Origin of the sequence: Pseudomonas sp. CCC4.1, assembly GCF_035019225.1 — a bacterium.
GTDB classification, from domain to species: Bacteria; Pseudomonadota; Gammaproteobacteria; order Pseudomonadales; family Pseudomonadaceae; genus Aquipseudomonas; species Aquipseudomonas bubulae.
On sequence record NZ_JASJWL010000002.1, the window covers coordinates 148,634 to 174,602 of the forward strand.

A 25,969-nucleotide genomic window follows, 5' to 3' on the forward strand; every position below is an offset into this window, starting at 1 on the left:
CTGTAGCCGCTGCAACAGATTGCGATGGGTTGCGCAGCGACCCCGAGGAAGGGCCGGCGGCCCTTATCGCAGCCTGCGGCAGCAGCTACAAAAGCGAGTAGTTCAAACCCGCAAAAACTGGCACAGCGCATCGCGCTTGGCCATCGCATCGCGTCGCCCCAACTCGATCAACTCCCGACAATAACCCGCCTCGAACAGCAGGTAGCTGAGCACCCCTGCACCACTGGTTTTGGTCGCACCGGGGCCACGCAGGAACATGCGCAGCGCGGCCGGCAGCTCATGCCGATGGCGGGCCGCGATTTCGTCTATAGGCTGGCTCGGCGCAATCACCAGCACCTCCACGGGGGACAAACCGAGGTTGTCGGATTGCCTAGGCAGCAGGCGACTGAAGTGATTGAGCCGCTCAAGCAGCTCGATATCGCTTTCCAGGCTGTCGATAAACGTACTGTTGAGCATATGCCCGCCAATTTGCGCCAGCGTCGGTTGTTGAGCGTTGTAGTAGTGCGACTGGCCGGCTTGAAGGTCCGGCCCGCGCGGGTTGCCGCTCACCCCCACCACCAGCACCCGGTTGGCTCCCAGATGCAGCGCCGGACTGATTGGCGCCGACTGCCGCACTGCGCCATCGCCAAAATACTCTTCGCCGATTTTGACCGGGGCAAACAGAAGAGGGATGGCCGAACTGGCCAGCAGATGTTCAACCGTCAAAGCGGTGGGCATGCCGATGCGCCGATGGCGCAACCAGCCATTGATGGTGCCCTTGCCTTGATAAAAGGTCACCGCCTGACTGGAAGAATAGCCAAATGCAGTAACCGCGACGGCCCGCAGGTGATGCCCGGCAATCGCCTGTTCAACGCCGGGGAAGTTGATCCGGTCCTGGAGCAGATCGCGCAAGGGCGAACTGTCGAGCAGCGCCACCGGCACATGCGAGCCTAGCCCGAGCAGACTGTGAGCAAAAAAACGCGTGGCCTGATGCAAAACCCCCGACCAGTCGCTGCGTAGCACGCGCCTGCTTTCAAAGCCCTGCCAGAACAGGGTCAGGTGCTCGACCGCGCGGGTGAAATCCATCGCCCCGCTAGCCAGGCTGACCGCATTGATCGCGCCCGCTGACGTCCCGACAATCACCGGGAACGGGTTGATGGCACCGGCAGGCAGCAACTCGGCAATCGCCGCCAGCACGCCGACTTGATAGGCCGCCCGCGCACCACCACCAGACAGTATCAGGCCCGTCACCGGCGCAACCGCAGTCACGCCAGTGCGGCCGCCTCAGCCGCGTTTGTCGTACAGTTTCGGCTCGCCGGGCGGGCGGGTCTTGAAGCGGCGATGGGCCCACAGATACTGCTCGGGGCATTCACGCACCGCCCGCTCAACCCATTGATTGATTCGCAGGCAATCAGCCTCATCGCTTTCTCCGGGGAAATCCCTCAGTGGCGGATGAATGACCAGCTTGTAACCACTGCCGTCGGCCAGTCTTTGTTGAGTAAAGGGCACAACCTGCGCTTTGCCCAGTTTGGCGAACTTGCTGGTGGCGGTAACAGTGGCCGCCTGGATACCGAACAAAGGCACAAAGATGCTCTGCTTGGCGCCGTAGTCCTGGTCGGGCGCATACCAGATCGCCCGCCCTGAGCGCAGCAGCTTGAGCATGCCGCGCACGTCATCACGTTCGACAGCCAGCGAATCTACATTGTGCCGCTCACGGCCACGACGCTGGATAAAGTCGAACAGCGGGTTTTTATGTTCGCGGTACATGCCGTCGATGGTGTGTTGCTGACCCAGCAAGGCAGCGCCGATTTCCAGGGTGGTAAAGTGAAATGCCATCAGGATTACCCCCTTGCCTTCAAGCTGAGCCTGCTTCAGGTGCTCCAGCCCCTCGACATGGGCCAGCTTGGCCAGACGCGGTTTTGACCACCACCAGCTCATGGCCATTTCAAAGAAGGCGATACCGGTCGAGGCGAAGTTGTCCTTGAGCAACTGCTTGCGCTCGGCGCGGGTCTTTTCAGGGAAACACAATTCAAGGTTGCGCGTGGCAATACGTCGGCGATCACCGGCCACCCGATACATCAGGGCGCCGAGACCACGGCCGATACACAGTTGTACTTTATAAGGCAGTTGCACGACCAGCCACAGCACGCCGAGACCCAGCCATAGCAGCCAGAAACGCGGATGAAAAAAAGCGGCACGAAAACGCGGGCGATCCATTAATGATTCCGGACAGACACAAGGGTCGGCCATTCTACATCGTTAGACCCGGCTTGCGGCCTGCCGGCGTTCTCGTTATAAGTCTCAGCACTTTAAGTGACAAGTCGCGTTAAGCAACCATGAGCCAAACCGAATCGCTAGACCAAGCCCCCGTGTTCCAGCTTAAGGGCAGTATGCTCGCCATCACGGTGCTGGAACTTGCGCACAACAACCTTGAAGCCCTGGACCGCCAACTGGCCGCCAAAGTGGCCCAGGCCCCGAATTTTTTCAGCAATACCCCGCTGGTACTGGCGCTGGACAAGCTGCCCGCCAGTGAAGGCGCCATCGATTTGCCGGGGCTGATGCGCGTCTGCCGCCAACATGGCCTGCGCACCCTGGCCATTCGCGCCAACCGCATCGAGGACATCGCTGCCGCCATTGCCATCGACCTGCCTGTACTGCCACCCTCCGGCGCCCGTGAGCGGCCGATTGATCCGGTTGAAGTGGTGGTCGAGGCAAAAAAACCGGAAAAACCGCCAGAGCCGGCGATCAAGCCGACCAGGATCATCACCAGCCCGGTACGCGGCGGCCAGACGGTGTATGCCGAAGGCTGTGACCTGGTGGTGATCGCTTCAGTCAGCCCCGGTGCGGAACTTATGGCCGATGGCAACATCCATGTGTACGGGCCTATGCGGGGCCGCGCACTGGCCGGGCACAAGGGCAACACCAAGGCACGGATTTTTTGCCAGCAGCTGAGCGCCGAGCTAGTGTCAATTGCGGGCAAGTACAAGGTATCCGAAGACCTGCGTCGGGATCCTCTGTGGGGAACAGGTGTTCAGATCAGTCTGTCAAGTGACATGTTGAACATCACCCGGCTTTAACGGATACTCTCGCCATTTTCCAAGCATCTCAAAATCGTAGTGAAAACAGACTTTTCCTTGTAGGGACAAGCAATCAGGCAGTGTTTACACAGCGTAAACGCGACTTGAACAATGACCCGCCAAGGCTGTTCACCTGCAGTCGTTCATAGAGATGTTATTCAGGGGCTAAAAAGTCCTTTTTCCTTAGGGGTGAAACACCTTGGCCAAGATTCTAGTGGTTACATCCGGCAAGGGTGGTGTGGGTAAGACCACCACCAGCGCCGCTATCGGTACCGGCCTCGCTCTGCGCGGCCACAAAACAGTGATCGTCGACTTTGACGTCGGCTTGCGTAACCTCGACCTGATCATGGGTTGCGAGCGCCGCGTGGTGTATGACTTCGTCAACGTGGTCAACGGTGAAGCCAACCTGCAGCAGGCGCTGATCAAAGACAAGCGCCTGGAAAACCTCTACGTGCTGGCCGCCAGCCAGACCCGTGACAAGGACGCGCTGACCAAGGAAGGCGTCGAAAAAGTTCTTATGGAGCTTAAGGAAACCTTCGAATACGTGGTCTGCGACTCCCCGGCCGGTATCGAAACCGGTGCCCACCTGGCCATGTACTTCGCTGACGAAGCGGTAGTCGTGACCAACCCGGAAGTGTCCTCGGTACGTGACTCGGACCGCATGCTGGGCCTGCTGGCCAGCAAGTCGCGCCGCGCCGAACTGGGCCAGGATCCGATCAAGGAGCACCTGCTGCTGACCCGCTACAACCCTGATCGCGTTTCCAAAGGCGAAATGCTCGGCGTTGAAGACGTCAAAGAGATTCTGGCCGTGGCCCTGCTGGGTGTGATCCCGGAGTCCCAGGCTGTTCTCAAGGCATCCAACCAGGGCGTGCCAGTGATCCTTGACGATCAAAGCGACGCCGGTCAGGCCTACAGCGATGCCGTTGATCGCCTGCTGGGCAAAACCGTGGAGCACCGGTTCCTTGATGTACAGAAGAAGGGATTCTTCGAGCGCCTGTTTGGAGGCAACTAAACAATGAACATTTTTGACTTCTTTCGTACCCGCAAAACGCCAACAACCGCGTCGGTGGCGAAAGAGCGTCTACAGATCATCGTGGCGCACGAGCGTGGCCAACGCAGCACCCCGGACTACCTGCCTGCCCTGCAAAAAGAGCTGGTCGAGGTGATCCGCAAATACGTCAACATCGGCGACGATTCTGTACAGATCGCCCTTGAAAACGAAGGTAGCTGCTCGATTCTGGAACTCAACATCACACTGCCAGATCGTTAATCGATCCGGCGGGCACCACGGCGACCTCGGTGCCTTCCCTGCAGGGGAGGCTCCTTTGTCGCCGTTGGCGTTTTTCAAGAGGCTGTTTTAATGCCGTTGTCCAATATTCACATTATCCATGAGGACGCTGGCGTTCTGGTGGTCAACAAGCCGACCTTGCTGCTTTCGGTGCCGGGCCGGGCCGATGACAACAAGGACTGTTTGATTACCCGCCTGCAAGAAAACGGCTACCCCGAGGCGCGCATTGTCCACCGTCTGGATTGGGAAACGTCCGGTATTATTTTGCTGGCGCGGGACGCTGACACTCACCGTGAGCTTTCCCGCCAGTTTCACGACCGCGAAACCGAAAAGGCCTACACCGCACTAGCCTGGGGCCAGCCCGAGCTGGACAGCGGCAGCATCGATCTGCCCCTGCGCTACGACCCGCCGACCAAACCCCGGCACGTGGTTGACCATGAATTTGGTAAAAACGCACTGACCTTCTGGAAGATCCTGGAGCGGTGTGGCGATTACTGCCGCGTTGAGCTGACACCGATTACCGGCCGTTCGCACCAGTTGCGCGTGCACATGCTGTCAATCGGCCACCCGCTGCTCGGTGATGGCCTTTATGCGCACCCGCAAGCCCTGGCCGCATGGCCGCGTTTGTGCCTGCACGCGAGCATGCTGAGCTTTACCCACCCGCAAACCGGTGAACGCCTGCGCTTTGAGTGCCCGGCACCGTTCTAAATACCTACCACCCCTTGTGGGAGCGGGCTTGCTCGCGATACAGGCGACGCGGTTTTGCAGGAACATCGCACTGATGCCATCGCGAGCAAGCCCGCTCCCACAAGAGCTGCATTAGAGGGCCAAATCTTGCGATCAATGCGCTAAACTCGCGGCCTTGCTGTCTGGAGTAACTTATGCGCGAAGAGTTGAACCAAGGCCTGATCGACTTCCTCAAGGCCTCCCCTACCCCCTTTCATGCCACTGCCAGTCTTGTTCAGCGCCTTGAGGCCGCCGGCTACCAGCGCCTCGACGAGCGCGAAACCTGGTTCACCGAAGCCAATGGCCGCTATTACGTCACCCGTAATGACTCTTCCATCGTCGCCTTCAAGCTGGGTCGCCATTCGCCCCTGCACGGCGGTATCCGCATGGTTGGCGCCCACACAGACAGCCCCTGCCTGCGGGTTAAGCCACAACCCGAACTGCAACGCCAGGGCTTCTGGCAATTGGGCGTCGAGGTCTACGGCGGTGCATTGCTCGCGCCCTGGTTCGACCGTGACCTGTCCCTGGCCGGGCGCGTCACTTTCCGCCGCGATGGCCAGGTCGAAAGCCAGCTGATCGATTTCAAGGCGCCGATTGCGACTATCCCCAACCTGGCGATCCACCTCAACCGTACTGCCAACGAAGGTTGGGCGATCAACCCGCAGACCGAACTGCCGCCGATCCTGGCCCAGGTGGCCGGTGATGAGCGCGTTGACTTCCGCGCGTTGCTCACCGACCAGTTGGCCCGCGAGCACGGCCTCAATGCCGACGTGGTGCTGGACTACGAGCTGAGTTTCTACGACACCCAAAGCGCTGCGGTGATCGGCCTCAACGGCGACTTTATCGCCGGTGCGCGCCTGGATAACCTGCTGTCCTGCTACGCAGGCCTGCAAGCCCTGCTCACCACCGAGACCGAAGAAACCTGTCTGTTCGTGGCCAACGACCACGAAGAAGTCGGCTCGTGCTCGGCCTGCGGCGCCGATGGCCCGATGCTGGAGCAAATCCTGCAACGCCTGTTGCCTGAGGGCGACGAGTACGTACGCACGATCCAGAAATCTCTGCTGGTCTCGGCAGACAACGCCCACGGCGTTCACCCCAACTATGCTGACAAGCACGATGCCAATCACGGGCCCAAGCTCAATGCCGGGCCGGTGATCAAGGTCAACAGCAACCAGCGCTACGCCACCAACAGCGAAACCGCCGGATTCTTCCGCCACCTGTGCATGGCCGTGGAAGTCCCGGTGCAAAGTTTTGTGGTGCGCAGCGACATGGGTTGCGGTTCGACCATTGGCCCGATCACTGCCAGCCACCTGGGCGTGCGCACCGTGGATATCGGCCTGCCGACCTTCGCCATGCACTCGATCCGCGAACTGGCCGGCAGCCATGACCTGGCTCACCTGGTCAAAGTGCTGAGCGCGTTCTACGCCAGCAACCAGTTGCCGTAAGGCATATTCCTTGAAGCCGCTGCCGCAGGCTGCGATAAGGGCCGCAGGACCTTCGATAAAGCAGGGTCGCTGCGCAACCCGTCGCAGACTGCGGCAGCGGCTTCAAGGTTCTGCGTCTGGCTGATTCATTTTTGATACACATCACCACACATCTGCGCAAACCGACCTAGACTTGGGGCACTCACTTGCACAGGTCCCTCTCACCATGTTTGAAACCACTGCCTTCCACTCCATGATGATTCCAATTATCTGCGGCATGCTGCTGCTGACCATTGGCTTCAACTTTCGCGAACGCAGTAGTGGCATCGGCGTGCTGATGATCTGGGCTGGCATGCTGCTGATATTCGGCACCATCATCTTCAAAATCCTCGCCAAACTGAATGAGTAGCCCCGACATTTTCCCGCCCCGGGCCCGCGATCATTTATTTATGTGACAAGAAATGAATGATCACGGGGCCTAGCGTACACTCGGCCAATTCGCTCCCCCTCGAGGTTGATCGCCCAGTGTTTTCCCGTCTTGTCGCCCTGCCCTGTTTCCTGCTGGTTTGCCTGCTGACGCTCTTGCCCATGACCTCTGCGCAGGCCGTCGGTTTGCCGGGCATGCTGGGCAGTTCGGACAAAATCCAGGCACAACCTACCGAGCCACTGGGCCAATCGCTGGACGAGGTGATCAAGAACCTCGAAAACGATCAGCAGCGCAGCAAGCTGTTGGCCGACCTGAAAAAACTTCGCGATGCCACCAAAAAAGCCCAGCCCGAAGCCGAGATAGGCGTTCTGGGGTTGATCGGCAGCACCCTGGCTGATCTCGAAAAGCAGTTTTCCGGCGATGACAGTCCAACCTATCGCTGGACCAAGGAAATCTCCCAGGCCAAGGAAGAACTTTCTGCATTGATGCTGCCAGCCAATGAATGGCTGCCGATCATTTTTGGCTTTGCCCTGGTCATCATGATCTGGAGCCTGCTGGCCGCCCTGCTGATCTGGGTCAGCCACCGGGTGCGATTGCGATTTGGCCTGAGCGAGGAATTGCCGCAACACCCCAAGGCCGTCGACATGCTGCGCTTTGCCTTGCGCAAGCTGGGGCCGTGGATGGTCGCGCTGATGATCACGGTGTACATGAGTTACTCCCTGCCGTCTTCGCTGGGCAAGGACCTGGCAATGGTGCTGGCGTACGCGCTGGTTATTGGCACCTGTTTCTCGGCCATCTGCGTGATCCTTTTCTCGCTGCTCGATGGCCCCCACCGGCACCGCGCCCTGCATATCCTGCGGCACCAGGCATTTCGCCCGCTGTGGTGGATCGGCAGCTTCGCAGCCTTTGGCGAAGCACTGAGCGATCCGCGGCTGGTGGCCACCCTCGGGGTTCACCTGGCGCATACCGCGGCGACCTTTGCCAATGTGATGGCGGCGCTGTCCACCGGCCTGTTTATCATCCGTTTCCGCCGCCCTATCGCCCACTTGATCCGCAATCAACCCCTGTCGCGCCGCCTGACCCGTCGCGCCCTGAGCGACAGCATCGAGATCCTCGGCACTTACTGGTATGTCGCGGCGCTGATTCTGGTGGGCATCTCGCTGGCGGCCACGTTTATCTCGGCAGGCGACACCAGCACCGCGCTGCGCCAGTCGCTGATCTGTACCGTGCTGGTGGTGTTGTGCATGGTGATCAACGGGCTGGTGCGCCGTCATGCGCAAAAGCCGCAACGTGGCCACAAGCGCCATGCGCTGTATTCCGAGCGCCTGAAAAGTTTCGTCTACACCCTGGCCCACCTGATTGTGTGGCTGGTGTTTATCGAGCTGGGGCTGCGGGTGTGGGGTATGTCGCTGATCGGCTTTACCGAGGGTGAGGGTCACGAGATCAGCGTCAAGCTGTTCGGCCTTGGCGGTACGCTGCTGTTTGCCTGGCTGATCTGGATTCTCGCCGACACCGCCATCCACCATGCCCTGACCCGCTCGCGCAAGGGCCTGGCCAATGCCCGCGCGCAAACCATGATGCCGCTGATTCGCAACATCCTGTTTGCCGCGATCTTCATCATTGCGCTGATCGTCGCCCTGGCCAATATGGGCATGAACGTCACCCCCCTGCTTGCGGGTGCCGGCGTAATCGGTCTGGCCATCGGTTTTGGTGCTCAGTCACTGGTTGCCGACCTGATCACGGGCCTGTTTATCATTATCGAAGATTCCCTGGCCATCGACGACTACGTCGATGTCGGCGGGCATCTGGGCACGGTTGAAGGGCTGACCATTCGTACCGTGCGCCTGCGCGATATCGACGGCATCGTGCATACCATCCCGTTCAGTGAAATCAAAAGCATCAAAAACTACTCCCGGGAATTTGGCTACGCCATCTTCCGCGTCGCCATCCCCTACAACATGGAAATCGACGACGCCATCAAGCTGATGCGTGAAGTCGGGCAAAAGATGCGCACCGACCCGCTGCAGCGGCGCAATATCTGGTCGCCGCTGGAGATTCAGGGGGTCGAGAGCTTCGAATCCGGCAGCGCCATTTTGCGTGCCCGCTTCAAGACAGCACCGATCAAGCAATGGGAAGTGTCGCGGGCGTTCAACCTGTCGCTCAAGCGTCACCTGGATGAGGCCGGGCTGGACCTGGCCACCCCGCGCTTGAGTGTGCAGGTGGTAACAGCGGGCAGCGGTATCCTGCAAAAGGATTGAGCCAAAAACTTGTGGGAGCGAGCCTGCTCGCGATGATATCGGCCCGGCTCTCCTGACAGACCGCGCAGTATGCATCGCGAGCAGGCTCGCTCCCACAAAAGCAGGTTTGTTCAACGCTCCTGCACATCCACCCCGACATGAATCGCATCATGTCGCCAATACTCCAGATCACAGTCGATCAGCCGTTCGTGCTGGTCGTAATTGACCCGCGCAATGCGCAAACCCGGGCTGCCGGTTGATACCTTGAGCGTCGCTGCAGCCTCTACCGGCAGCGCCGTAGGCACAATCTCAAAACGCACCCGGCCGTAATGCAAATCGTAATGCCGGGCATACAGCTCAGTAATCGACTGCGTCAGATCAAGGTCAAGGATCTGCGGGAAGTACTGCGGATTCAGGTAGTGCTCCACATACAGCACCAGCCGCCCGTCAATCCGCCGGCCCCGGCAGATCTGGATCACGCTGGATAACGCTGGTAACTGCAAGCGCTCACACACCGCAGCCGTGGCCGGCAGCAGGCGCGCCGAGATCACCTCGGTGGTTGGCACTCGCCCCTGGGCCGTGACCATGGCATGAAAGTGGCTGCGCTGCATCAGGTTGTACGCCAGACGCGGCGGCGAAATAAACCAGCCGCGCCGCTCCTCCCGATACACCAGCCCCAGGGATTCAAGCTGTAACAACGCTTCGCGCACGGTGACGCGGGTGGTGGCGAATAACTCGCTGAGTTTGCGCTCGGCCGGCAGCTGACTGCCTCCCGCCAGTAGACCGTGCTCAATCTGCTCTTGCAGCGTGCGACTTATCGCTGTTACCGCCTTGGGTGCACCTTCTCGCATCAACGTTACCTGGCTGGACTAGTCCAGCACCAAAAGTGGGCAAACATGGCCGTCAAACGGTCACTCCCTGAACCTGTCAGCCTAGGCAGAACATATGACTGTTCGATGACAAGAGGGCGCTCATATACCCGTCAAAATGCGCCAAACCCCTTGCCAGCCGGGGCCTTCCCGATGGTCTACGCTTAGCCGGAACACACACGCTGGCTGGCGATATGCCTTGCACAACCAATGCCGACATTAAAGTGTCATCTGCCGGGCTTAAATTGGCTCAGGTATTGCTGACCTAGACCAACCCACCGCAAAAGAGCAATAAAACCCAGCGTTGAAAACGCCCAAGGAGCTTCGGATGAAACAGTTTTTCCTCGCATCACTGTTAGGTTCAAGCATTGCCCTGTGCACATCGGCCATGGCCGCCGATGTCGATTTAAAAGCCCTGGAAGCCGCAGCAAAGGCTGAAGGCACGGTCAACAGCGTCGGCATGCCCGATGACTGGGCCAACTGGAAAGGCACTTGGGCCGATCTGAACAAGCTCTACGGCCTCAAGCACATCGACACTGATATGAGTTCGGCCCAGGAAGTGGCCAAGTTTGCCGCGGAAAAAGACAACGCCAGTGCCGACATCGGTGACGTGGGCGCCGCCTTTGGCCCGATTGCCGTGGCCAAAGGCGTAACCCAGCCGTACAAGCCAACCACCTGGGAACAGATCCCGGACTGGGCCAAGGATAAAGACGGCAACTGGGCTCTGGCCTACACCGGCACCATTGCGTTTATCGTCAACAAGAAGCTGCTGCACGGCTCTGAAGTGCCGACCAAATGGGCTGACCTGAAGTCGGGTAAATACAAGGTCTCGATCGGTGATGTCAGCACCGCGGCCCAGGCCACCAATGGCGTGCTGGCTGCAGCCATTGCCAATGGCGGCGATGAAAAGAACGTGCAACCGGCCCTGTTGATGTTTGCCGACATCGCCAAGCAAGGCCGCCTGTCACTGGCCAACCCGACCATCGCCACGATGGAGAAAGGTGAAGTGGAAGTCGGCGTGGTCTGGGATTTCAACGGCTTGAGCTACAAAGCCAAAATGGCCAACCCGGATGACTATGTGGTGCTGATCCCGTCCGACGGTTCGGTGATCTCGGGCTACACCACCATCATCAACAAATACGCCAAACACCCGAACGCCGCCAAGCTGACTCGCGAATTCATCTTCAGCGATGCCGGGCAAACCAACCTGGCGCGGGGCAATGCACGGCCGATTCGTGCCGAGCACCTGAAGCTGCCGGCTGACGTGCAGGCCAAGCTGCTGTCCAACGACCAGTACAAAAATGTCACCCCGATCAAAGACGCCGACGCCTGGGAAAAGACCTCCAAGGCCTTGCCGCAGCTGTGGCAGGAAGAAGTCATCATCAATATGCAGTAACCCTGCGCCTTGATCTGCGTGGGAGCGGGCTTGCTCGCGATGCCATCGACTCGATCCATCTGATGTGCCGGGTTGTACCCATCGCGAGCAAGCCCGCTCCAACAACAGCTTTTGCGCTGCGCCAGCGGAGTCTTACATGAAACACAACGTCATTCTGGTAGTGCTCGACGGCTTGAACTTTGAGGTCGCCCGCCTTGCCATGGGCCATCTGCAGGCCTATGTCAGTGCAGAACGGGCCGCACTGTACAAGCTCACCTGCGAGTTGCCAGCCCTGTCGCGCCCGCTCTACGAGTGCATCCTCACCGGCGTGCCGCCGATTGAAAGCGGCATTGTCCACAATAATGTCTCGCGCCTGTCCAACCAGCGCAGCGTGTTCCATTACGCTCGCGATGCCGGGTTGAGCACAGCGGCAGCGGCCTATCACTGGATCAGTGAGCTCTATAACCGCTCGCCATTCGTGATTGCCCGGGATCGCCATACCCTGGCTGGGGACTTACCAATCCAATACGGGCATTTCTACTGGAGTGATCATTACCCTGACTCCCACCTGTTCGCCGACGCAGAAAGCCTGCGGGTGGCACACAAGCCGAATTTTTTACTGGTCCACCCCATGAATATCGACGATGCCGGACACAAACACGGCCTCGATACCGCGCAATACCGCAACAGTGCGCGTTCGGCCGACATTATCCTGGCCGACTATCTGCAAGGCTGGCTGCAGGCCGGCTACCAAGTTCTGGTCACTGCTGACCACGGCATGAACAACGATCGCTCCCATAACGGCTTGCTGCCCGAAGAGCGTGAAGTGCCACTGTTTGTGCTGGGCGATGCGTTCAGCCTGAACCCGGATGTCATGCCAAAACAGCTCGAGTTGTGCGGCACGATCTGCGAGTTGCTTGGCGTAGCTCACGACAAACCGCTGTGCCGCGAGCTGCTGAGGCCCGCGCCATGACCCGGGGCAAATGGCTTGCAGTCCTGTGCCTGGTGCCCTTCGCGGTATTTTTTATCGTATTTCAGATCGCCCCGCTGGTGTGGGTGCTGATCCACAGTGTGCAATCGGAAGAAAGTGGCTGGGGCCTGGCCAACTTCATCAAGATCTTCAACTCTAAATTCTATCTGCAGGCCATCCAACACAGCCTGGAGATCAGTTTCTGGTCCAGCCTGTTCGGCATCATCATTGCCATACTGGGCAGCTATTCGCTGCGCAAGGTGGATTCGCGGCTGCGCAATTTCGTCAACGCATTCGCCAACATGACCAGCAACTTCTCCGGCGTACCGCTGGCCTTCGCATTCATCATTTTGCTGGGCTTTAACGGCAGTATCACGATCATGCTCAAACAGGCAGGGATCATCGAGGATTTTAACCTCTACTCGAAAACCGGCCTGATCATCCTGTACACCTACTTCCAGATCCCCCTCGGCGTACTGCTGCTTTACCCTGCCTTCGATGCCCTGCGCGAGGACTGGCGCGAATCGGCCTCCCTGCTGGGCGCCAACAGCTGGCAGTTCTGGCGGTTTATCGGCCTGCCGGTACTGACCCCGGCACTGCTCGGCACCTTCGTTATCCTGCTGGCCAACGCCCTGGGGGCCTATGCCACGGTGTATGCCTTGACCACCGGCAACTTCAACGTGCTGCCCATCCGCATTGCCGCGATGGTGTCAGGCGATATCAGCCTGGACCCGAACATGGCCAGCGCCCTGGCCGTGATCCTGGTGGGGCTGATGACCCTGGTAACCCTGGTGCATCAGTGGCTGTTAAAGAGGAGCTACCATGTCGCGCGCTGAAACCACTTCCGCCAGCCTGTACCACCGCAGTGTGGTCTGGCTGCTGTTTCTGATTTTGTTGCTACCGCTGCTGGGCACGTTTATCTACTCGATCGCCAGCAGTTGGTCAGCCACGGTGTTACCCAGCGGTTTTACCTTCAAGTGGTATGACCAGCTGTGGAGCGACCCGCGCTTCCTCAAGGCCTTCGGCCAGTCGCTGCTGGTCTGCGTCGCCGCACTGGTGCTGTCCGTGGTGCTGATCCTGCCGCTACTGTTTGTGGTGCATTACCACTTCCCCAAGCTGGATGCGCTGATGAACATCCTGATCCTGCTGCCCTTCGCCGTGCCGCCGGTGGTGTCATCGGTAGGCTTGCTGCAACTCTATGGTTCCGGCCCGCTGCAAATGGTCGGTACGCCGTGGATCCTGATCGGCTGTTATTTCACCGTCGCACTGCCGTTCATGTACCGCGCGATCACCAACAACTTGCAGGCGATCAACCTGCGCGACTTGATGGACGCGGCCCAACTGCTGGGTGCCAGCACCTGGCAGGCGGCATTTTTGGTGGTGCTGCCCAATTTGCGTAAAGGCCTGATGGTAGCCCTGCTGCTGTCATTCTCGTTCCTGTTTGGCGAGTTTGTGTTCGCCAATATCCTGGTCGGCACCCGCTACGAGACCTTGCAGGTATTCCTGAACAATATGCGCAACAGCAGCGGCCACTTCACCAGCGCGCTGGTCATATCCTATTTCCTCTTTGTACTGGTGCTGACCTGGGTTGCCACCTTCCTGAACAAGGACAAAAGCCAATGAGCTTCGTCAGCGTTGAACACCTGCAAAAATCCTATTCCGGCACCCCGGTATTCAGTGATATCAACTGCAGCATCGCCAAGGGTGAATTCGTCACCCTGCTCGGTCCGTCCGGTTGCGGCAAGTCCACGCTGCTGCGCTGTATCGCCGGGTTGACGCCGGTAGATGGCGGTAAGATCCTGCTCGATGGCCAGGACATCGTGCCAGTGAGCCCGCAAAAACGTGGCATCGGCATGGTGTTTCAGAGTTATGCGCTGTTCCCCAACATGACTGTCGAACAAAACGTGGCCTTCGGCCTGCGCATGCAGAAGGTCAAGGCCGATGACAGCCACAAACGCGTGGCCGAAGCCTTGCAACTGGTGGAGCTGAATGACTTCGCCAAGCGCTATCCGCACCAGTTGTCCGGTGGTCAGTGCCAACGTGTGGCCCTGGCCCGCTCACTGGTGACGCGTCCGCGCCTGCTGCTGCTGGATGAGCCGCTGTCGGCGCTGGATGCGCGAATTCGCAAGCACTTGCGCGAGCAGATCCGCACCATCCAGCGCGAGCTGGGCCTGACCACTATCTTCGTGACCCACGATCAGGAAGAAGCACTGGTGATGAGCGACCGCATTTTTCTGATGAACAAGGGTCATATCGTGCAGAGCGGCAATGCTCAGACCCTCTATGCAGCCCCGGCAGATGCCTTCGCCGCAGGTTTTATCGGCAACTACAACCTGCTGGACGCGCAAACTGCCAGCCGCCTGTTGCAGCGCCCGGTCAGCAGCCGCATCGCCATTCGCCCGGAAACCCTGGGGTTGAGTGTGCAGGGTGAGCCGGACGGGGTGATTCTCAGCCACAGCTTGTTGGGTAACGTGATCCGCTATCGCGTCGAGGTGCGTGGCGTGCAATTGATCGTCGACGTACTCAACCGTGCGCCCGGCGATTTGTACCCGGACGGCCAAGCCGTTGCGCTATCCATCGATTCGAGCACCCTTTGTGAGGTAGCCTGATGTTCCTGAATTCACTGAAGAGAGAGTTGCGCTGATGGCCCTGGCAATTTTTGATCTGGACGAAACCCTGATTCATGGCGACTGCGCCACCCTCTGGAGCGAGCAGATGGGCCGCCTGGGCTGGGTCGACCCGGTGTCGTTCATGCAGCGCAACAACGAACTGATGGCCGCCTACAGCCGGGGCGAGCTGGCCATGGAAGACTATATGGCTTTCAGCCTGGAGCCGCTGATCGGCCGCAGCCCCGAAGAAGTCGCGCACCTGGTCGAGCCCTGGGTTGAAGACTATATCGAACCGATCATCTTCAGTGACGCAACCAGAACCATTGCCGCGCACCGCAAGGCGGGCGACCGGATCCTGGTCATTTCGGCCTCGGGCACCCACCTGGTCAAACCCATTGCCGAGCGCCTGGGTATCGATGAAGTGCTGGGCATTGAGCTGGAAGTGGCTCACGGCTTTTATACCGGGCACACGGTGGGCACTTTGACTTACCGCGAAGGCAAGATTACGCGCCTGCTGGAGTGGCTGGATGAGCAGGAAGAAAACCTGGAAGGCGCGAGCTTTTACTCCGATTCGCGCAACGACTTGCCGCTGCTGCTCAAGGTCGATCACCCCCATGTGGTAAACCCGGACCCGGTGCTGCGCGAACAGGCTGAAAAGGCCGGGTGGCCGATTCATCACTGGAAATGACCCCCTGAAACTGTGGGAGCGGGCTTGCTTGCGATGGCATCACCGCGATTTGCCTGCCAGACCCTATCGCCTGTATCGCAGGCAAGCCAGCTCCCACAGGTTTTGTGGCGCCCTCAAGGCCTGATGCCGGCCAGCTCTCGGCAAACGCCGCCCTGAAACTGTGGGAGCGGGCTTGCTCGCGATGGCATCACCGCGATTGACCTGCCAGACCCTATCGCCTGCATCGCAGGCAAGCCAGCTCCCACAGGTTTTGTGGCGCCCTTAAGGCCTGATGCTGGCCAGCTCTCGGCAAACGCCGCCCTGAAACTGTGGGAGCGGGCTTGCTCGCGATGGCATCACCGCGATTTGCCTGCCAGACCCTATCGCCTGTATCGCAGGCAAGCCAGCTCCCACAGAGGATCAGGTTAAGCTGCTGTCGATCACCAGCACCAGCTTGCCCGACACCTGGTTGCTGGCCAGTTCGGCAAACGCTGCCTGCGCGTCCTCAATCGGGAAGGTCTTGGCCAGTTGCGGACTCAGGCGGCCTTCGGTAAACAATGGCCATACCTGCTGCCCCAGATCACTGAGCAAATCCGCCTTGAACTGATCGCTGCGGCTGCGCAGGGTCGAGCCCAGCAACTGAATACGCTTGCCCAGGACCAGCGCCAGATCCAGCTCGGCCTTGCGCCCGCCCATCAGGCCAATCAACACCCAGCGCCCGTCCTGGGCCAGCAGTTTGAGGTTGGATTCGGCATAGTTGGCCCCCACAGGGTCCAGCACCACGTCGAAAGGCCCCAGCGCCTTGAGACTGTCCAGCCCCTCGGTACGCACCACGCCACCCTGGGCACCCAGCGCCTGGCAGTAAGCCAGGCGCTCGGCCGAGCCCACGCTCACCCAGCACGGGCTGCCAAAGGCTTTGCACAGCTGAATGGCCGCTGAACCAACACCACTTGCCCCCGCGTGCAGCAATACTTTTTCGCCCGGCTTGAGCGCGGCCAGTTGAAACAGGTTCAGCCATGCCGTGCTGTACACCTCGGGCAATGCCGCAGCCTCCAGCAGCGACAAACCTTCAGGCACCGGCAGTGCATGACGGGCATCAACCACCACTTCCTCGGCCATGCCACCCCCGGCCAGCAAGGCACAGACGCGATCACCCACTTGCCAGGACGACCCTGGCCCTACTTCGCTGACCACACCTGAACACTCCAGGCCCAATACCTCACTGGCCCCCGGCGGCGGCGGATAGAGTCCGGCGCTTTGTAACAGATCGGCCCGATTGAGTCCGGCTGCCGCCACACGAATACGGATTTGCCCTACATCACAGGTGGGGCTTGGCTCTTCAACCCACTTCACTTGACCTTCAACGCCTTGCAATGCTTTCACAGTGCCTCCATAGTGAGTCTGGACTGAGCCCGGAGCTGTTGCACCGGGCTTTTTGCATTATGCGACCGGTCCTTGATGGAACCGGCGACTTCAAAGACGGCCTAATATGCGTTATCAATTGCCCCCGCGTCGAATCAGCATGAAGCATTTATTCCCTAGCACCGCACTTGCCCTATTCATTGGCCTAGGCGTTTTGCCGTTTTCGGCCAATACGTTCGCCGCTAACAGTTGGGATAACCTTCAGCCCGATCGTGATGAGGTAATTGCCAGTCTTAACGTTGTTGAGCTGCTCAAGCGCCATCATTACAGCAAGCCGCCACTGGATGATGCCCGCTCGGCAATCATCTATGACAGCTATCTGAAGCTGCTCGACCCTTCGCGCAGTTACTTTCTGGCCAGCGATATTGCCGAATTCGACAAATGGAAATTCCAGTTTGACGACTTCCTCAAAAGCGGCGATCTGAACCCCGGTTTCATTATCTACAAACGCTATCTGGATCGCGTCAAATCGCGCCTGGACTTTGCGCTTGCCGAGTTGAACAAGGGCGTTGACTCGCTGGACTTCAATGCCAAGGAAACCCTGGAGATCGACCGCAAGGACGCTCCATGGCTCAAGACCGAAGCCGAACTCAACAACCTGTGGCGCAAACGCATCAAGGATGAAGTCCTGCGTCTGAAAATCGCCGGCAAAGAGCCTGCGAAAATCCAGGAACTGTTGACCAAGCGCTACAAGAATCAATTGTCGCGCCTTGACCAGACCCGCAGCGAAGACATCTTCCAGGCGTATATCAACACCTTCGCCATGTCTTACGATCCGCACACCAACTATCTGTCGCCAGATAACGCGGAAAACTTCGATATCAATATGAGCCTGTCGCTGGAAGGCATTGGCGCCGTGTTGCAGAGCGATAACGACCAGGTAAAAATTGTCCGTCTGGTGCCGGCAGGCCCGGCCGATAAAACCAAGCAGGTCGCACCGGCCGACAAGATCATCGGCGTTGCCCAGGGCGACAAAGAGATGGTCGACGTGATCGGCTGGCGTCTGGATGAAGTGGTCAAGCTGATTCGTGGCCCTAAAGGCTCCGTGGTGCGCCTGGAAGTGATTCCGGCGAGCAACGCACCCAATGACCAGACCAGCAAGATCGTGTCCATCACCCGTGAAGCGGTGAAGCTTGAAGAGCAGGCGGCGAAAAAGTCGATCCTCAACCTCAAGCAGGATGGCAAGAACTACAAGCTGGGCGTGATTGAAATTCCGGCGTTCTACCTGGACTTCAAGGCGTTCCGTGCTGGCGACCCGAACTACAAGAGCACCACCCGTGACGTTAAAAAACTGCTGACCGAGTTGCAGAAAGAAAAAGTCGATGGCGTGATTATCGACCTGCGCAACAACGGTGGCGGCTCGTTGCAGGAAGCCACCGAACTGACCAGTCTGTTTATCGACAAGGGCCCGACCGTGCTGGTGCGTAATGCAGACGGCAAGGTCGACGTGCTTGAAGACGAAAACCCGGGGGCGTTCTACAAAGGCCCGATGGCATTGCTGGTCAACCGCCTGTCGGCTTCGGCTTCGGAGATCTTCGCCGGTGCCATGCAGGACTACCACCGCGCGCTGATTATCGGCGGCCAGACGTTCGGCAAGGGCACGGTGCAAACCATCCAGCCGCTGAATCACGGTGAGCTGAAACTGACCCTGGCCAAGTTCTACCGGGTTTCCGGCCAGAGCACCCAGCATCAGGGCGTTCTGCCTGACGTCGCCTTCCCGTCGATTATCGACACCAAGGAAATCGGCGAAAGCGCACTGCCCGAAGCCATGCCGTGGGACACTATCCGTCCTGCGATCAAGCCCGCCGTCGACCCGTTCAAGCCTTATATCGACAAGCTCAAGGCCGAGCACGAAGCCCGGGTGGCCAAGGATGCCGAGTTCATCTTTATCCGGGACAAACTGGCCCTGGCCGAGAAGCTGATGGCCGAAAAGACCGTCAGCCTCAACGAAGCCGAGCGTCGCGCCCAGCACGCCGATATCGATGCCAAGCAGTTGGTGATGGAAAACGCCCGCCGCCAGGCCAAGGGCGAAGCGCCGCTCAAGGAAATGAAGAAAGAAGACGAAGATGCACTGCCGGTCGAGCCTGAAAAGACCAAGCCGGAAGATGACGCCTATCTGAGTGAAACCGGGCGGATTCTGCTGGACTACCTCAAGCTCACCTCACAGGTGGCCAAGAAGTAAGTCAGGCAGGTAAAAAAAGGGCGGCCCGCATGATGCGGGCCGCCCTTTTTATTGGCTAACGGTAAAGCCTGGCCATCTGCGGGTCAGCCATCAACCCCGGGCCACCCTGTTGATACAGCACCGCCAGCTTGTGCCCTGCCAGCGGGTGCCCGGCTTTTGCCGCCATCGTCCACCAGCGTGCAGCCTCGGCAGCGTCAGGCGTCTTGCTCAGCGTCCCTGCCAGGCTGAAAACGCCTACCTGGTAGGCTGCCTTGGCGTCACCACTGAGTGCCGCCAGACGCAACAAACGCACCCCCTCCTCCCTGGCGCCCATCCCTTGACCGCGAAAGGCCAGGATATGGCCGTAGAAACTTTGGGCACTGGTGCTGCCGAGGTTGGCCATGCGTGCGAACTGGCCCTCCATCCAGCGCCAGATACGCGGCTGACGGACACACCATGGCCAGTGAAACAACTTGCGCGCCAGCCAGTAACTCAGGCGCGCCTTGAGCCGCCAGAGCACTCAAGCCTCCTCGTGCTCGTAAACATACTCGAACACCCGCACCACCTCTGAGGCATGCCAGGACGCAGCGGCAATCCCGTCCGGCGGGCCGGGGAAACGCCCGAGGCGCTCCACGCATTCGAAAAAACCGGTACGTGGCAGACGGCTTGCACCCTGGCTGATCACCAACGAACTGCGCATTGGCTGATCGGCCTTGGCATCCATCGCCGCCAGATGTTCAAGTGCGGCGGTGAGGGTCAACATGGCGGGGCTCGGCAATTGCAACCGTTCCAGTAATGCACGGTAAGTCAGCAAGTGGCGCTGTCGACGCGCCTGATCGAGTTCAGCCAACAACCCATCCCAGTGTTGACGACTGATGCGCACGTTCATGATGCTTCCCTCCAGCCTGCGATACCAAGCTCCCAGGCCAAGCTGCGACGGATAGCGAGGTCTGGCAGACGCTCGCCGGTTTCGATCATTCCCAGATATGACGGACTAATGCCTACCGTGCGTGCCAGCACCTCAAGGGCCAGGCCCTTGTTCTCGCGCAAGTGACGCAACTGATCGAGTCCGGGGTGCACCTGCTCGGGTGCCGGTGGCTGCAGATCCTTGTCAGGCTCGGCAACTGGCTCCTGGACTCCAGCAGCCTTGAGCAGTGCCTGATAACTCTCCCATGAAAGAACGGCGTATTCAGGCTCACCATTACGCTTGATGATTTGAAGATCCATTACTAAACCCCGTCAGACTTTTTTCGTAAATCGAGTCAGAACTTTCCCTTTGAGCTTAATCCTATCAGCCGCGAAGGTCTCTGGGGTTTTCACTCAAAAGTGAATAATTTGTGAAAAGAACCGAAAAAGCCGTCATTTGCTGAAAATGTTATCCACACAAATTGTGGATAACCTTGTGAACAGAGCTGTTTTTCAACCCTGAAAGGCCCGTCCCATAAGGGCTGTACTCAGATCGGGCATTTTTTACACACATAAAAAAACCCATAAATTCATTGACTTGGCAGTCAGCAACTACTAGCCAAAAGAACTTATGGGTATTGAAAATACTGCAGGACAAAGCCTACAGAAACAAAAGGTGGACTACATAAACGACAACGCCCCGTCGAGACGGGGCGTTGCCTGTACCAGAAGCTGCTTACTGGGCAGCGTCTTGTGCCGGTTTTGCAGGGTCTTTGATGCCCAGCAGCTCCAGGTCGAATACCAGCACCGAATTGGCCGGGATAGCCGGGCTCGGGCTTTGCGCGCCGTAAGCCAGTTCGCTAGGGATATACAGCTTGTACTTCTCGCCAACGTGCATCAGTTGCAGGCCTTCAACCCAACCCGGGATCACGCCGCTAACCGGCAGATCAATCGGGCTGCCGCGCTCAACCGAGCTGTCGAACACCTTGCCGTCGATCAGTTTGCCTTCGTAGTGAACAGTGACTACGTCGGTAGCTTTTGGCTGAGGGCCATCGGCTTTCTTGATAACTTCGTACTGCAAGCCGGAAGCGGTAGTGACAACACCGGCCTTCTTGCCATTTTCTTCGAGGAATTTTTTGCCTGCCGCAGAGGCTTCTTCACTCATTTTGGTCAGACGTTCTTCGGCACGTTTTTGCAGGGCTGCGAACGCTTCGATCAGTTCGTCATCCTTGAGCTTTTGCTCTTTTTTGCCGACGGCATCTTCGATGCCCTGGGCTACGGCCTTGGAATCCAGATCATCCATGCCTTCTTGAGCCAGGCTCTTGCCCATGTTCAGGCCAATGCCGTACGAGGCTTTTTGCGCCGGAGTTTTCAGCTCTACGCTGGTCTGCGAATCACAACCCGCCAGTACCAGGCTTACCAGGGCCACAGCTGCCGCCAACCGATGCTGTTTCATGCTATTTCCTTGTTCATGCGCCAAATGGGCAATCGAATAAAGCCGCGAGCTTATCAGGCGGCCGCGACCAATGGCTACCGGCATAAGAGAGGCAATTGGTGGATAAGTTCATGCATTAATAACAATTCATTTTAGCCGCAACTTTTGTTAACACATCGGTAAACCCGGCAATGCACCCCCCTGCTCTCTTGATGCCTGACCGCAGCTGAGGCATAAGGCTGTAATTATTTTTACAAGGAGCGTTACTGTGCGTCTGTTTTACCGTGTTCTGCTGGGGCTGCTGGTGGCTGTAGCCATGGGCCTTGGCCTGGTGATCTATTTTGTCGCCAATCCAAAACTGCCAGCCTACCAGCCTGTGCAGCAACTGCACTACCTGGATCAGTGGAGTCCTGCTGAGCGCCAGACCTACTACTACACCCCCCAGGGCACTCAGGTTAAAGGCCTGCATTACGACTGGTTCAGCGCCCTGGAGCTGCCGTTTTCCAAACAACCCTTCGCGGCCCCCGAGTACCTGGCGCGCTTCGGCTTTCTGGTGGACCCCAAGCAGCAGGCCAGTGCTGCCAACCCGGGTAACCTGCCAGTAGGCTTTACCCGCCACCAGAACCCCGGCAGCAACGTGGAGTATCTGGATATCACCTGCGCGGCCTGCCACACCGGCGAATTGCGTTTCAAAGGCCAGGCGGTGCGCATTGACGGGGCTCCGGCACAGCATGTGCTGCCATCGAGCGTGCCAACCCTGCGCGGCGGCAGCTTCGGCCAGGCGCTGGTCGCCAGCCTCGCAGCGACCTACTACAACCCGTGGAAATTCGAACGATTCGCCCGCACCGTACTGGGCGATCAATATGATGCGCAGCACCAGCAACTGCGCAAGGACTTCAAGGTATCCCTGGACACCTTCCTTGGCGTGGCCTGGAACGATACCCATCGCGGCCTTTATCCGACACTCGAAGGCCCGGGCCGTACCGATGCCTTCGGCCGGATCGCCAACGCCAGTTTCGGCGACGCTATTTCCCCCGACAACTATCGCGTGGCCAATGCCCCGGTAGACTATCCGCATCTGTGGGACATGTGGACCTTCGACTGGGTGCAGTGGAACGGGTCAGCCAAGCAGCCGATGGCACGCAACATCGGTGAGGCGCTTGGCGTGGGCGCGATCCTGAACTTTTTCGACAAACATGGCCAACCCCTGCAGGGCGATGCCCGTTATCCGTCCAGTGTTCGCGTCAACGATCTGCACCTGATCGAAGAAACCCTGCAAAAGCTCAAACCACCGGTCTGGCCTGAAGCGCTGTTCGGTAAAATTGACCGCCCACTGGCGGCCAAGGGTCGAACCCTGTTCAGCGAAAACTGCGCCGGTTGCCATGTGCCGCCTGAAGTTGAAGAAAACGGGCGGATGGTCAAGCAACTCAAGTTGCTGCCTGTGGAAGTGATCGGTACCGACCCCAATACCGCCAATAATATCGCCGACAACCGCTACGACCTCAGTGCGCTGCAATGGGACGCAGAGGAGCTGGCCAGGATGAACGTCGACCTGTACCCCAGGACCGACGCACCTCTGGACATGAGCAAGCTGTCTGTGGCCAAGGGCCTGGCCTATGTCACCGCCTTTGTTGAAAAGCGTGCCTATCACGATGCCAATATCGGCCCCGAAGAACAGGATCGCCTCAACGGCTTTGGCTTGCCGATCGGCGTATTGGAGGTGCGTGCCTACAAGGCGCGGCCGCTGGACGGGATCTGGGCCACAGCACCCTTCCTGCACAATGGTTCGGTGCCTACGGTGTACCAATTGCTCTCGCCTCAGGCCGAGCGTGATCAGACCTTTTATCGCGGCAGTTTTGAATATGACCCGCGCCACCTGGGCTATCGCACCGAGGCCTTTGACGGCGGTTTTGTACTCGATACCCGCATCAGCGGCAACCACAACAGCGGTCACGAGTTCCGCGCCGGCCCTCGCGGCAACGGGGTCATCGGGCGGCTGCTGCAACCCGAAGAACGCTGGGCATTGCTGGAGTACCTGAAAGTGCTCGGCGGCCCTCTCGAGCAGGAATTGCCACAGCCATGAAAGATCTCCGTCATCTGAAAAAAATCGCTAAAAGGATGTTTGCATGCTGACCACTTTCTGGCTTCGACTCGGCAAATGGCTGGGCAAGCTGCTTTTACTGCTCGTTGCCCTGGGCTTGCTCGGTTGGGCGCTGGCCTCCGGCTGGTACGCCTGGCAACATCGCGGGCCGGTTTCGGCGCGCGAGCAGATCCCGGACGGTGAAGCCGCCATGACCCGGGACACCATCCAGACCGCAATCCGCATCGTCGACCAGCACCGCGAAAACACCCGCTACTTGCGCGATGCCCATGCCAAGGCCCACGGCTGCGTCAAGGCCGAAGTCGAGGTACTAGCCGACCTCGACCCGGCGCTGCGCCAGGGTGTGTTTGCCACGCCGGGCAAAACCTGGCAAGCGGTGATGCGCCTGTCCAATGGCAACGCCTACCCACAGTTTGACAGCATTCGCGATGCCCGCGGCATGGCCATCAAGTTGCAGGACGTGCCCGGCACTCAACTGATGCCAGGCCAGCAAGGGCGCACCGAGCAGGACTTTGTGATGTTCAACCATCCCAATTTCTTTGTCAGCGATGTCGCTGAATACCGCCAGAACATCGGCGCGCAGGCTGATGGCAAAAAGGTCCTGGCGTTTTTCCCGTCCTGGGACCCGCGCAGCTGGCAAGTGCGCCATCTGTTTATCGCCCTGGCTACCCTGGCGCCTGCCCCGACCAGCCCGACACAAACGACATATTTTTCTGTGTCGCCCTACAAGTTCGGCACAGCCAATGCCAAGTACCGCGTAGCCCCTGACCCCGACAGTTGCCCGGCTTACAGCCTGCCCAAGCAGAATGAGGCGCTGCCCAATTTTTTGCGTAACGCCTTGAACCAGCAACTGTCAACGGATCGGGTGCCCGCCTGCTTTGTGCTGCAGATCCAGCGTCAGGACGCCAATCGTTTTATGCCGATCGAAGACACCAGCATCGAGTGGAAAGAATCGGACGCGCCCTTTGAAACCGTCGCACGGGTCAAGGTGCCAGCCCAGGACTTTGACACACCAGGCCAGAATCTGGCTTGTGACAACCTGTCGTTCAGCCCATGGCATGGCATTGAGGAACACCGGCCGATTGGCGGGATCAACCGCCTGCGCAAGGCGGTGTATGACGCGGTCAGCGACTATCGCCACGCACGCAACGCCGAGCAGCAATAACCCGCTCATTCGACAACGGGTGCAAACCAAATGTGGGAGCGGGCTTGCTCGCGATGCAGACGGCGCGATCCTTGAATCAGATCGCGTCGATGCCATCGCGGGCAAGCCCGCTCCCACAGGGGTAGTACAGGGCCGGCGAATCAGTGAACCGGCAATTCCACGCCTTCAAACAGCTCTTCCAGCTCTTGCTTGTTGTGGCAGGCAATCGCTTTGGCCATCACTTCACGGGTGAGGTGCGGGGCAAATTTTTCGATAAAGTCGCACATGAATCCGCGCAGGAAAGTGCCACGACGGAAACCGATTTTGGTGATGCTGGACTCGAACAGCTCGCTGGCATCAAGGACCACCAGATCTTTATCCAGATTGGTGTCGACGGCCATTTTGGCCACGATGCCAACACCCAGGCCCAAACGCACATAGGTTTTGATCACGTCGGCGTCGGCAGCGGTAAATACCACTTTAGGGGTCAGGCCACGATGGCTGAACGCCTCGTCGAGCTTGGAGCGACCGGTAAAGCCGAACACATAGGTCACGATCGGGTATTCGGCCAGCGCTTCGAGGGTCAGCTTTGGCAGTTTGGTCAGTGGGTGACCCTGAGGCACCACGACGCAGCGATTCCAGCGGTAGCACGGCATCATCACCAGGTCGCCGAACAGCTCAAGGGCTTCAGTGGCAATGGCAAAATCGACAGTGCCATCGGCGGCCATCTCGGCGATCTGCATGGGCGAACCCTGGTGCATATGCAGGGCTACGTCCGGATACTGCTTGATAAAGTTGCTGATCACCGGCGGCAATGCATAACGCGCCTGGGTGTGGGTGGTGGCAATCGACAGCGTACCCTTTTTCTCGTTGGAGAATTCCTGGGCGATCTGCTTGATGCTTTCGACCTTGCGCAGGATCTCGCCAGCGGTCGTGATGATGCGCTCGCCAGCCGGAGTGACGCGAGTCAGATGTTTGCCGCTGCGGGCAAACACCTCGACGCCCAGTTCGTCTTCAAGCAGGCGGATCTGTTTGCTGATACCCGGCTGTGAGGTGTAAAGACTCTGCGCGGTGGCCGAAACGTTGAGGTCGTGGTGCGCCACTTCCCAGATGTAGCGCAATTGTTGAAGCTTCATATGCATCCCTCAAAGC

At 59.0% G+C, this 25,969-nt stretch carries 25 protein-coding genes; 16 read left to right on the forward strand and 9 right to left on the reverse strand.

Features of this window, described 5'->3' with window-relative positions; translation table 11 throughout:
- Nucleotides 1–102 precede the first annotated feature (102 nt).
- Together QN377_RS01730 and QN377_RS01735 are read right to left on the reverse strand one after the other, a co-directional pair.
- A complete protein-coding gene (locus tag QN377_RS01730) occupies nt 103–1,248 on the reverse strand; it encodes a patatin-like phospholipase family protein (RefSeq protein WP_095002123.1) in 1,146 nt (381 codons plus the stop codon).
- Nucleotides 1,249–1,263: 15 nt separating this feature from the next.
- Complete coding sequence (locus QN377_RS01735) at nt 1,264–2,196, reverse strand: lipid A biosynthesis lauroyl acyltransferase (protein ID WP_095002124.1); 933 nt, start codon at nt 2,194–2,196, stop codon at nt 1,264–1,266.
- A gap of 119 nt (nt 2,197–2,315) precedes the next feature.
- On the opposite strand from QN377_RS01735, the gene minC reads away from it, so the two are divergent.
- From minC to QN377_RS01770, 7 genes are all read left to right on the forward strand, one after another.
- The gene (gene minC, locus QN377_RS01740) at nt 2,316–3,056 is read left to right on the forward strand and encodes a septum site-determining protein MinC (protein ID WP_095002125.1); all 741 of its coding nucleotides are present in this window, start codon (nt 2,316–2,318) and stop codon (nt 3,054–3,056) included.
- Between the two features lie 199 nt (nt 3,057–3,255).
- Nucleotides 3,256–4,068 carry a septum site-determining protein MinD gene (gene minD, locus QN377_RS01745; protein WP_029611321.1) on the forward strand — a complete coding sequence of 271 codons (813 nt, stop codon included), beginning with the start codon at nt 3,256–3,258 and terminating at the stop codon, nt 4,066–4,068.
- A 3-nt stretch (nt 4,069–4,071) separates the two neighbouring features.
- Nucleotides 4,072–4,326 carry a cell division topological specificity factor MinE gene (minE, locus tag QN377_RS01750; protein ID WP_016780154.1) on the forward strand — a complete coding sequence of 85 codons (255 nt, stop codon included), beginning with the start codon at nt 4,072–4,074 and terminating at the stop codon, nt 4,324–4,326.
- Between the two features lie 90 nt (nt 4,327–4,416).
- Complete coding sequence (locus QN377_RS01755) at nt 4,417–5,052, forward strand: RluA family pseudouridine synthase (RefSeq protein ID WP_095002126.1); 636 nt, start codon at nt 4,417–4,419, stop codon at nt 5,050–5,052.
- Between the two features lie 173 nt (nt 5,053–5,225).
- Nucleotides 5,226–6,515 (forward strand): M18 family aminopeptidase, encoded by a 1,290-nt coding sequence (locus QN377_RS01760; RefSeq protein ID WP_095002127.1) that lies wholly within the window; start codon nt 5,226–5,228, stop codon nt 6,513–6,515.
- Nucleotides 6,516–6,720: 205 nt separating this feature from the next.
- Nucleotides 6,721–6,903, forward strand: a complete 183-nt coding sequence (locus tag QN377_RS01765; RefSeq protein WP_095002128.1) for a hypothetical protein — start codon at nt 6,721–6,723, stop codon at nt 6,901–6,903.
- Between the two features lie 116 nt (nt 6,904–7,019).
- Nucleotides 7,020–9,179, forward strand: a complete 2,160-nt coding sequence (locus QN377_RS01770; RefSeq protein ID WP_323567608.1) for a mechanosensitive ion channel domain-containing protein — start codon at nt 7,020–7,022, stop codon at nt 9,177–9,179.
- 110 nt (nt 9,180–9,289) lie between these two features.
- On the opposite strand, the gene QN377_RS01775 is transcribed toward QN377_RS01770, so the two are convergent.
- The gene (locus QN377_RS01775; RefSeq protein ID WP_095002129.1) at nt 9,290–10,009 is read right to left on the reverse strand and encodes a UTRA domain-containing protein; all 720 of its coding nucleotides are present in this window, start codon (nt 10,007–10,009) and stop codon (nt 9,290–9,292) included.
- A gap of 346 nt (nt 10,010–10,355) precedes the next feature.
- Here QN377_RS01775 and QN377_RS01780 point away from each other — a divergent pair, with 346 nt between their 5' ends.
- From QN377_RS01780 to QN377_RS01805, 6 genes are all read left to right on the forward strand, one after another.
- Nucleotides 10,356–11,423: an ABC transporter substrate-binding protein gene (locus tag QN377_RS01780; protein WP_095002130.1), complete on the forward strand. Its 1,068-nt coding sequence runs from the start codon at nt 10,356–10,358 to the stop codon at nt 11,421–11,423.
- 136 nt (nt 11,424–11,559) lie between these two features.
- Nucleotides 11,560–12,375 carry an alkaline phosphatase family protein gene (locus QN377_RS01785; protein ID WP_095019108.1) on the forward strand — a complete coding sequence of 272 codons (816 nt, stop codon included), beginning with the start codon at nt 11,560–11,562 and terminating at the stop codon, nt 12,373–12,375.
- On the forward strand, nt 12,372–13,208 hold the full coding sequence (locus tag QN377_RS01790; RefSeq protein ID WP_095019107.1) for an ABC transporter permease: 837 nt from the start codon (nt 12,372–12,374) through the stop codon (nt 13,206–13,208). The genes QN377_RS01785 and QN377_RS01790 overlap by 4 nt, the downstream gene beginning before the upstream one ends.
- A complete protein-coding gene (locus tag QN377_RS01795; protein WP_095002133.1) occupies nt 13,195–13,995 on the forward strand; it encodes an ABC transporter permease in 801 nt (266 codons plus the stop codon). Before QN377_RS01790 ends, QN377_RS01795 begins: the two co-directional genes overlap by 14 nt.
- Nucleotides 13,992–14,981, forward strand: coding sequence for an ABC transporter ATP-binding protein (locus QN377_RS01800; RefSeq protein ID WP_095002134.1), 990 nt, complete (start codon nt 13,992–13,994; stop codon nt 14,979–14,981). Before QN377_RS01795 ends, QN377_RS01800 begins: the two co-directional genes overlap by 4 nt.
- Before the next feature lie 34 nt (nt 14,982–15,015).
- The gene (locus QN377_RS01805) at nt 15,016–15,669 is read left to right on the forward strand and encodes an HAD family hydrolase (protein ID WP_095002135.1); all 654 of its coding nucleotides are present in this window, start codon (nt 15,016–15,018) and stop codon (nt 15,667–15,669) included.
- Nucleotides 15,670–16,068: 399 nt separating this feature from the next.
- Here the strand turns inward: QN377_RS01805 and QN377_RS01810 are convergent, their stop codons facing one another.
- The gene (locus QN377_RS01810) at nt 16,069–17,031 is read right to left on the reverse strand and encodes an NAD(P)H-quinone oxidoreductase (RefSeq protein ID WP_095002136.1); all 963 of its coding nucleotides are present in this window, start codon (nt 17,029–17,031) and stop codon (nt 16,069–16,071) included.
- A gap of 139 nt (nt 17,032–17,170) precedes the next feature.
- On the opposite strand from QN377_RS01810, the gene QN377_RS01815 reads away from it, so the two are divergent.
- A complete protein-coding gene (locus tag QN377_RS01815; RefSeq protein ID WP_169916690.1) occupies nt 17,171–19,252 on the forward strand; it encodes a carboxy terminal-processing peptidase in 2,082 nt (693 codons plus the stop codon).
- A gap of 55 nt (nt 19,253–19,307) precedes the next feature.
- On the opposite strand, the gene QN377_RS01820 is transcribed toward QN377_RS01815, so the two are convergent.
- The 4 genes from QN377_RS01820 to QN377_RS01835 all read right to left on the reverse strand — a co-directional run bounded on the left by QN377_RS01820 (nt 19,308) and on the right by QN377_RS01835 (nt 21,593).
- Nucleotides 19,308–19,751 (reverse strand): tetratricopeptide repeat protein, encoded by a 444-nt coding sequence (locus tag QN377_RS01820; protein WP_095019105.1) that lies wholly within the window; start codon nt 19,749–19,751, stop codon nt 19,308–19,310.
- Nucleotides 19,752–20,120, reverse strand: a complete 369-nt coding sequence (locus QN377_RS01825) for a hypothetical protein (RefSeq protein WP_095019104.1) — start codon at nt 20,118–20,120, stop codon at nt 19,752–19,754.
- A complete protein-coding gene (locus QN377_RS01830) occupies nt 20,117–20,458 on the reverse strand; it encodes a helix-turn-helix domain-containing protein (protein ID WP_095019103.1) in 342 nt (113 codons plus the stop codon). The genes QN377_RS01825 and QN377_RS01830 overlap by 4 nt, the downstream gene beginning before the upstream one ends.
- Before the next feature lie 415 nt (nt 20,459–20,873).
- The gene (locus tag QN377_RS01835) at nt 20,874–21,593 is read right to left on the reverse strand and encodes an FKBP-type peptidyl-prolyl cis-trans isomerase (protein WP_095002141.1); all 720 of its coding nucleotides are present in this window, start codon (nt 21,591–21,593) and stop codon (nt 20,874–20,876) included.
- A 247-nt stretch (nt 21,594–21,840) separates the two neighbouring features.
- On the opposite strand from QN377_RS01835, the gene QN377_RS01840 reads away from it, so the two are divergent.
- Nucleotides 21,841–23,655, forward strand: coding sequence for a di-heme-cytochrome C peroxidase (locus QN377_RS01840; RefSeq protein WP_095019102.1), 1,815 nt, complete (start codon nt 21,841–21,843; stop codon nt 23,653–23,655).
- A 43-nt stretch (nt 23,656–23,698) separates the two neighbouring features.
- Complete coding sequence (locus QN377_RS01845; protein ID WP_095019101.1) at nt 23,699–24,838, forward strand: catalase family protein; 1,140 nt, start codon at nt 23,699–23,701, stop codon at nt 24,836–24,838.
- A 140-nt stretch (nt 24,839–24,978) separates the two neighbouring features.
- Here QN377_RS01845 and cysB read toward each other — a convergent pair whose 3' ends face one another.
- Nucleotides 24,979–25,953 (reverse strand): HTH-type transcriptional regulator CysB, encoded by a 975-nt coding sequence (gene cysB / locus QN377_RS01850; protein ID WP_016780131.1) that lies wholly within the window; start codon nt 25,951–25,953, stop codon nt 24,979–24,981.
- Nucleotides 25,954–25,969 lie beyond the last annotated feature (16 nt).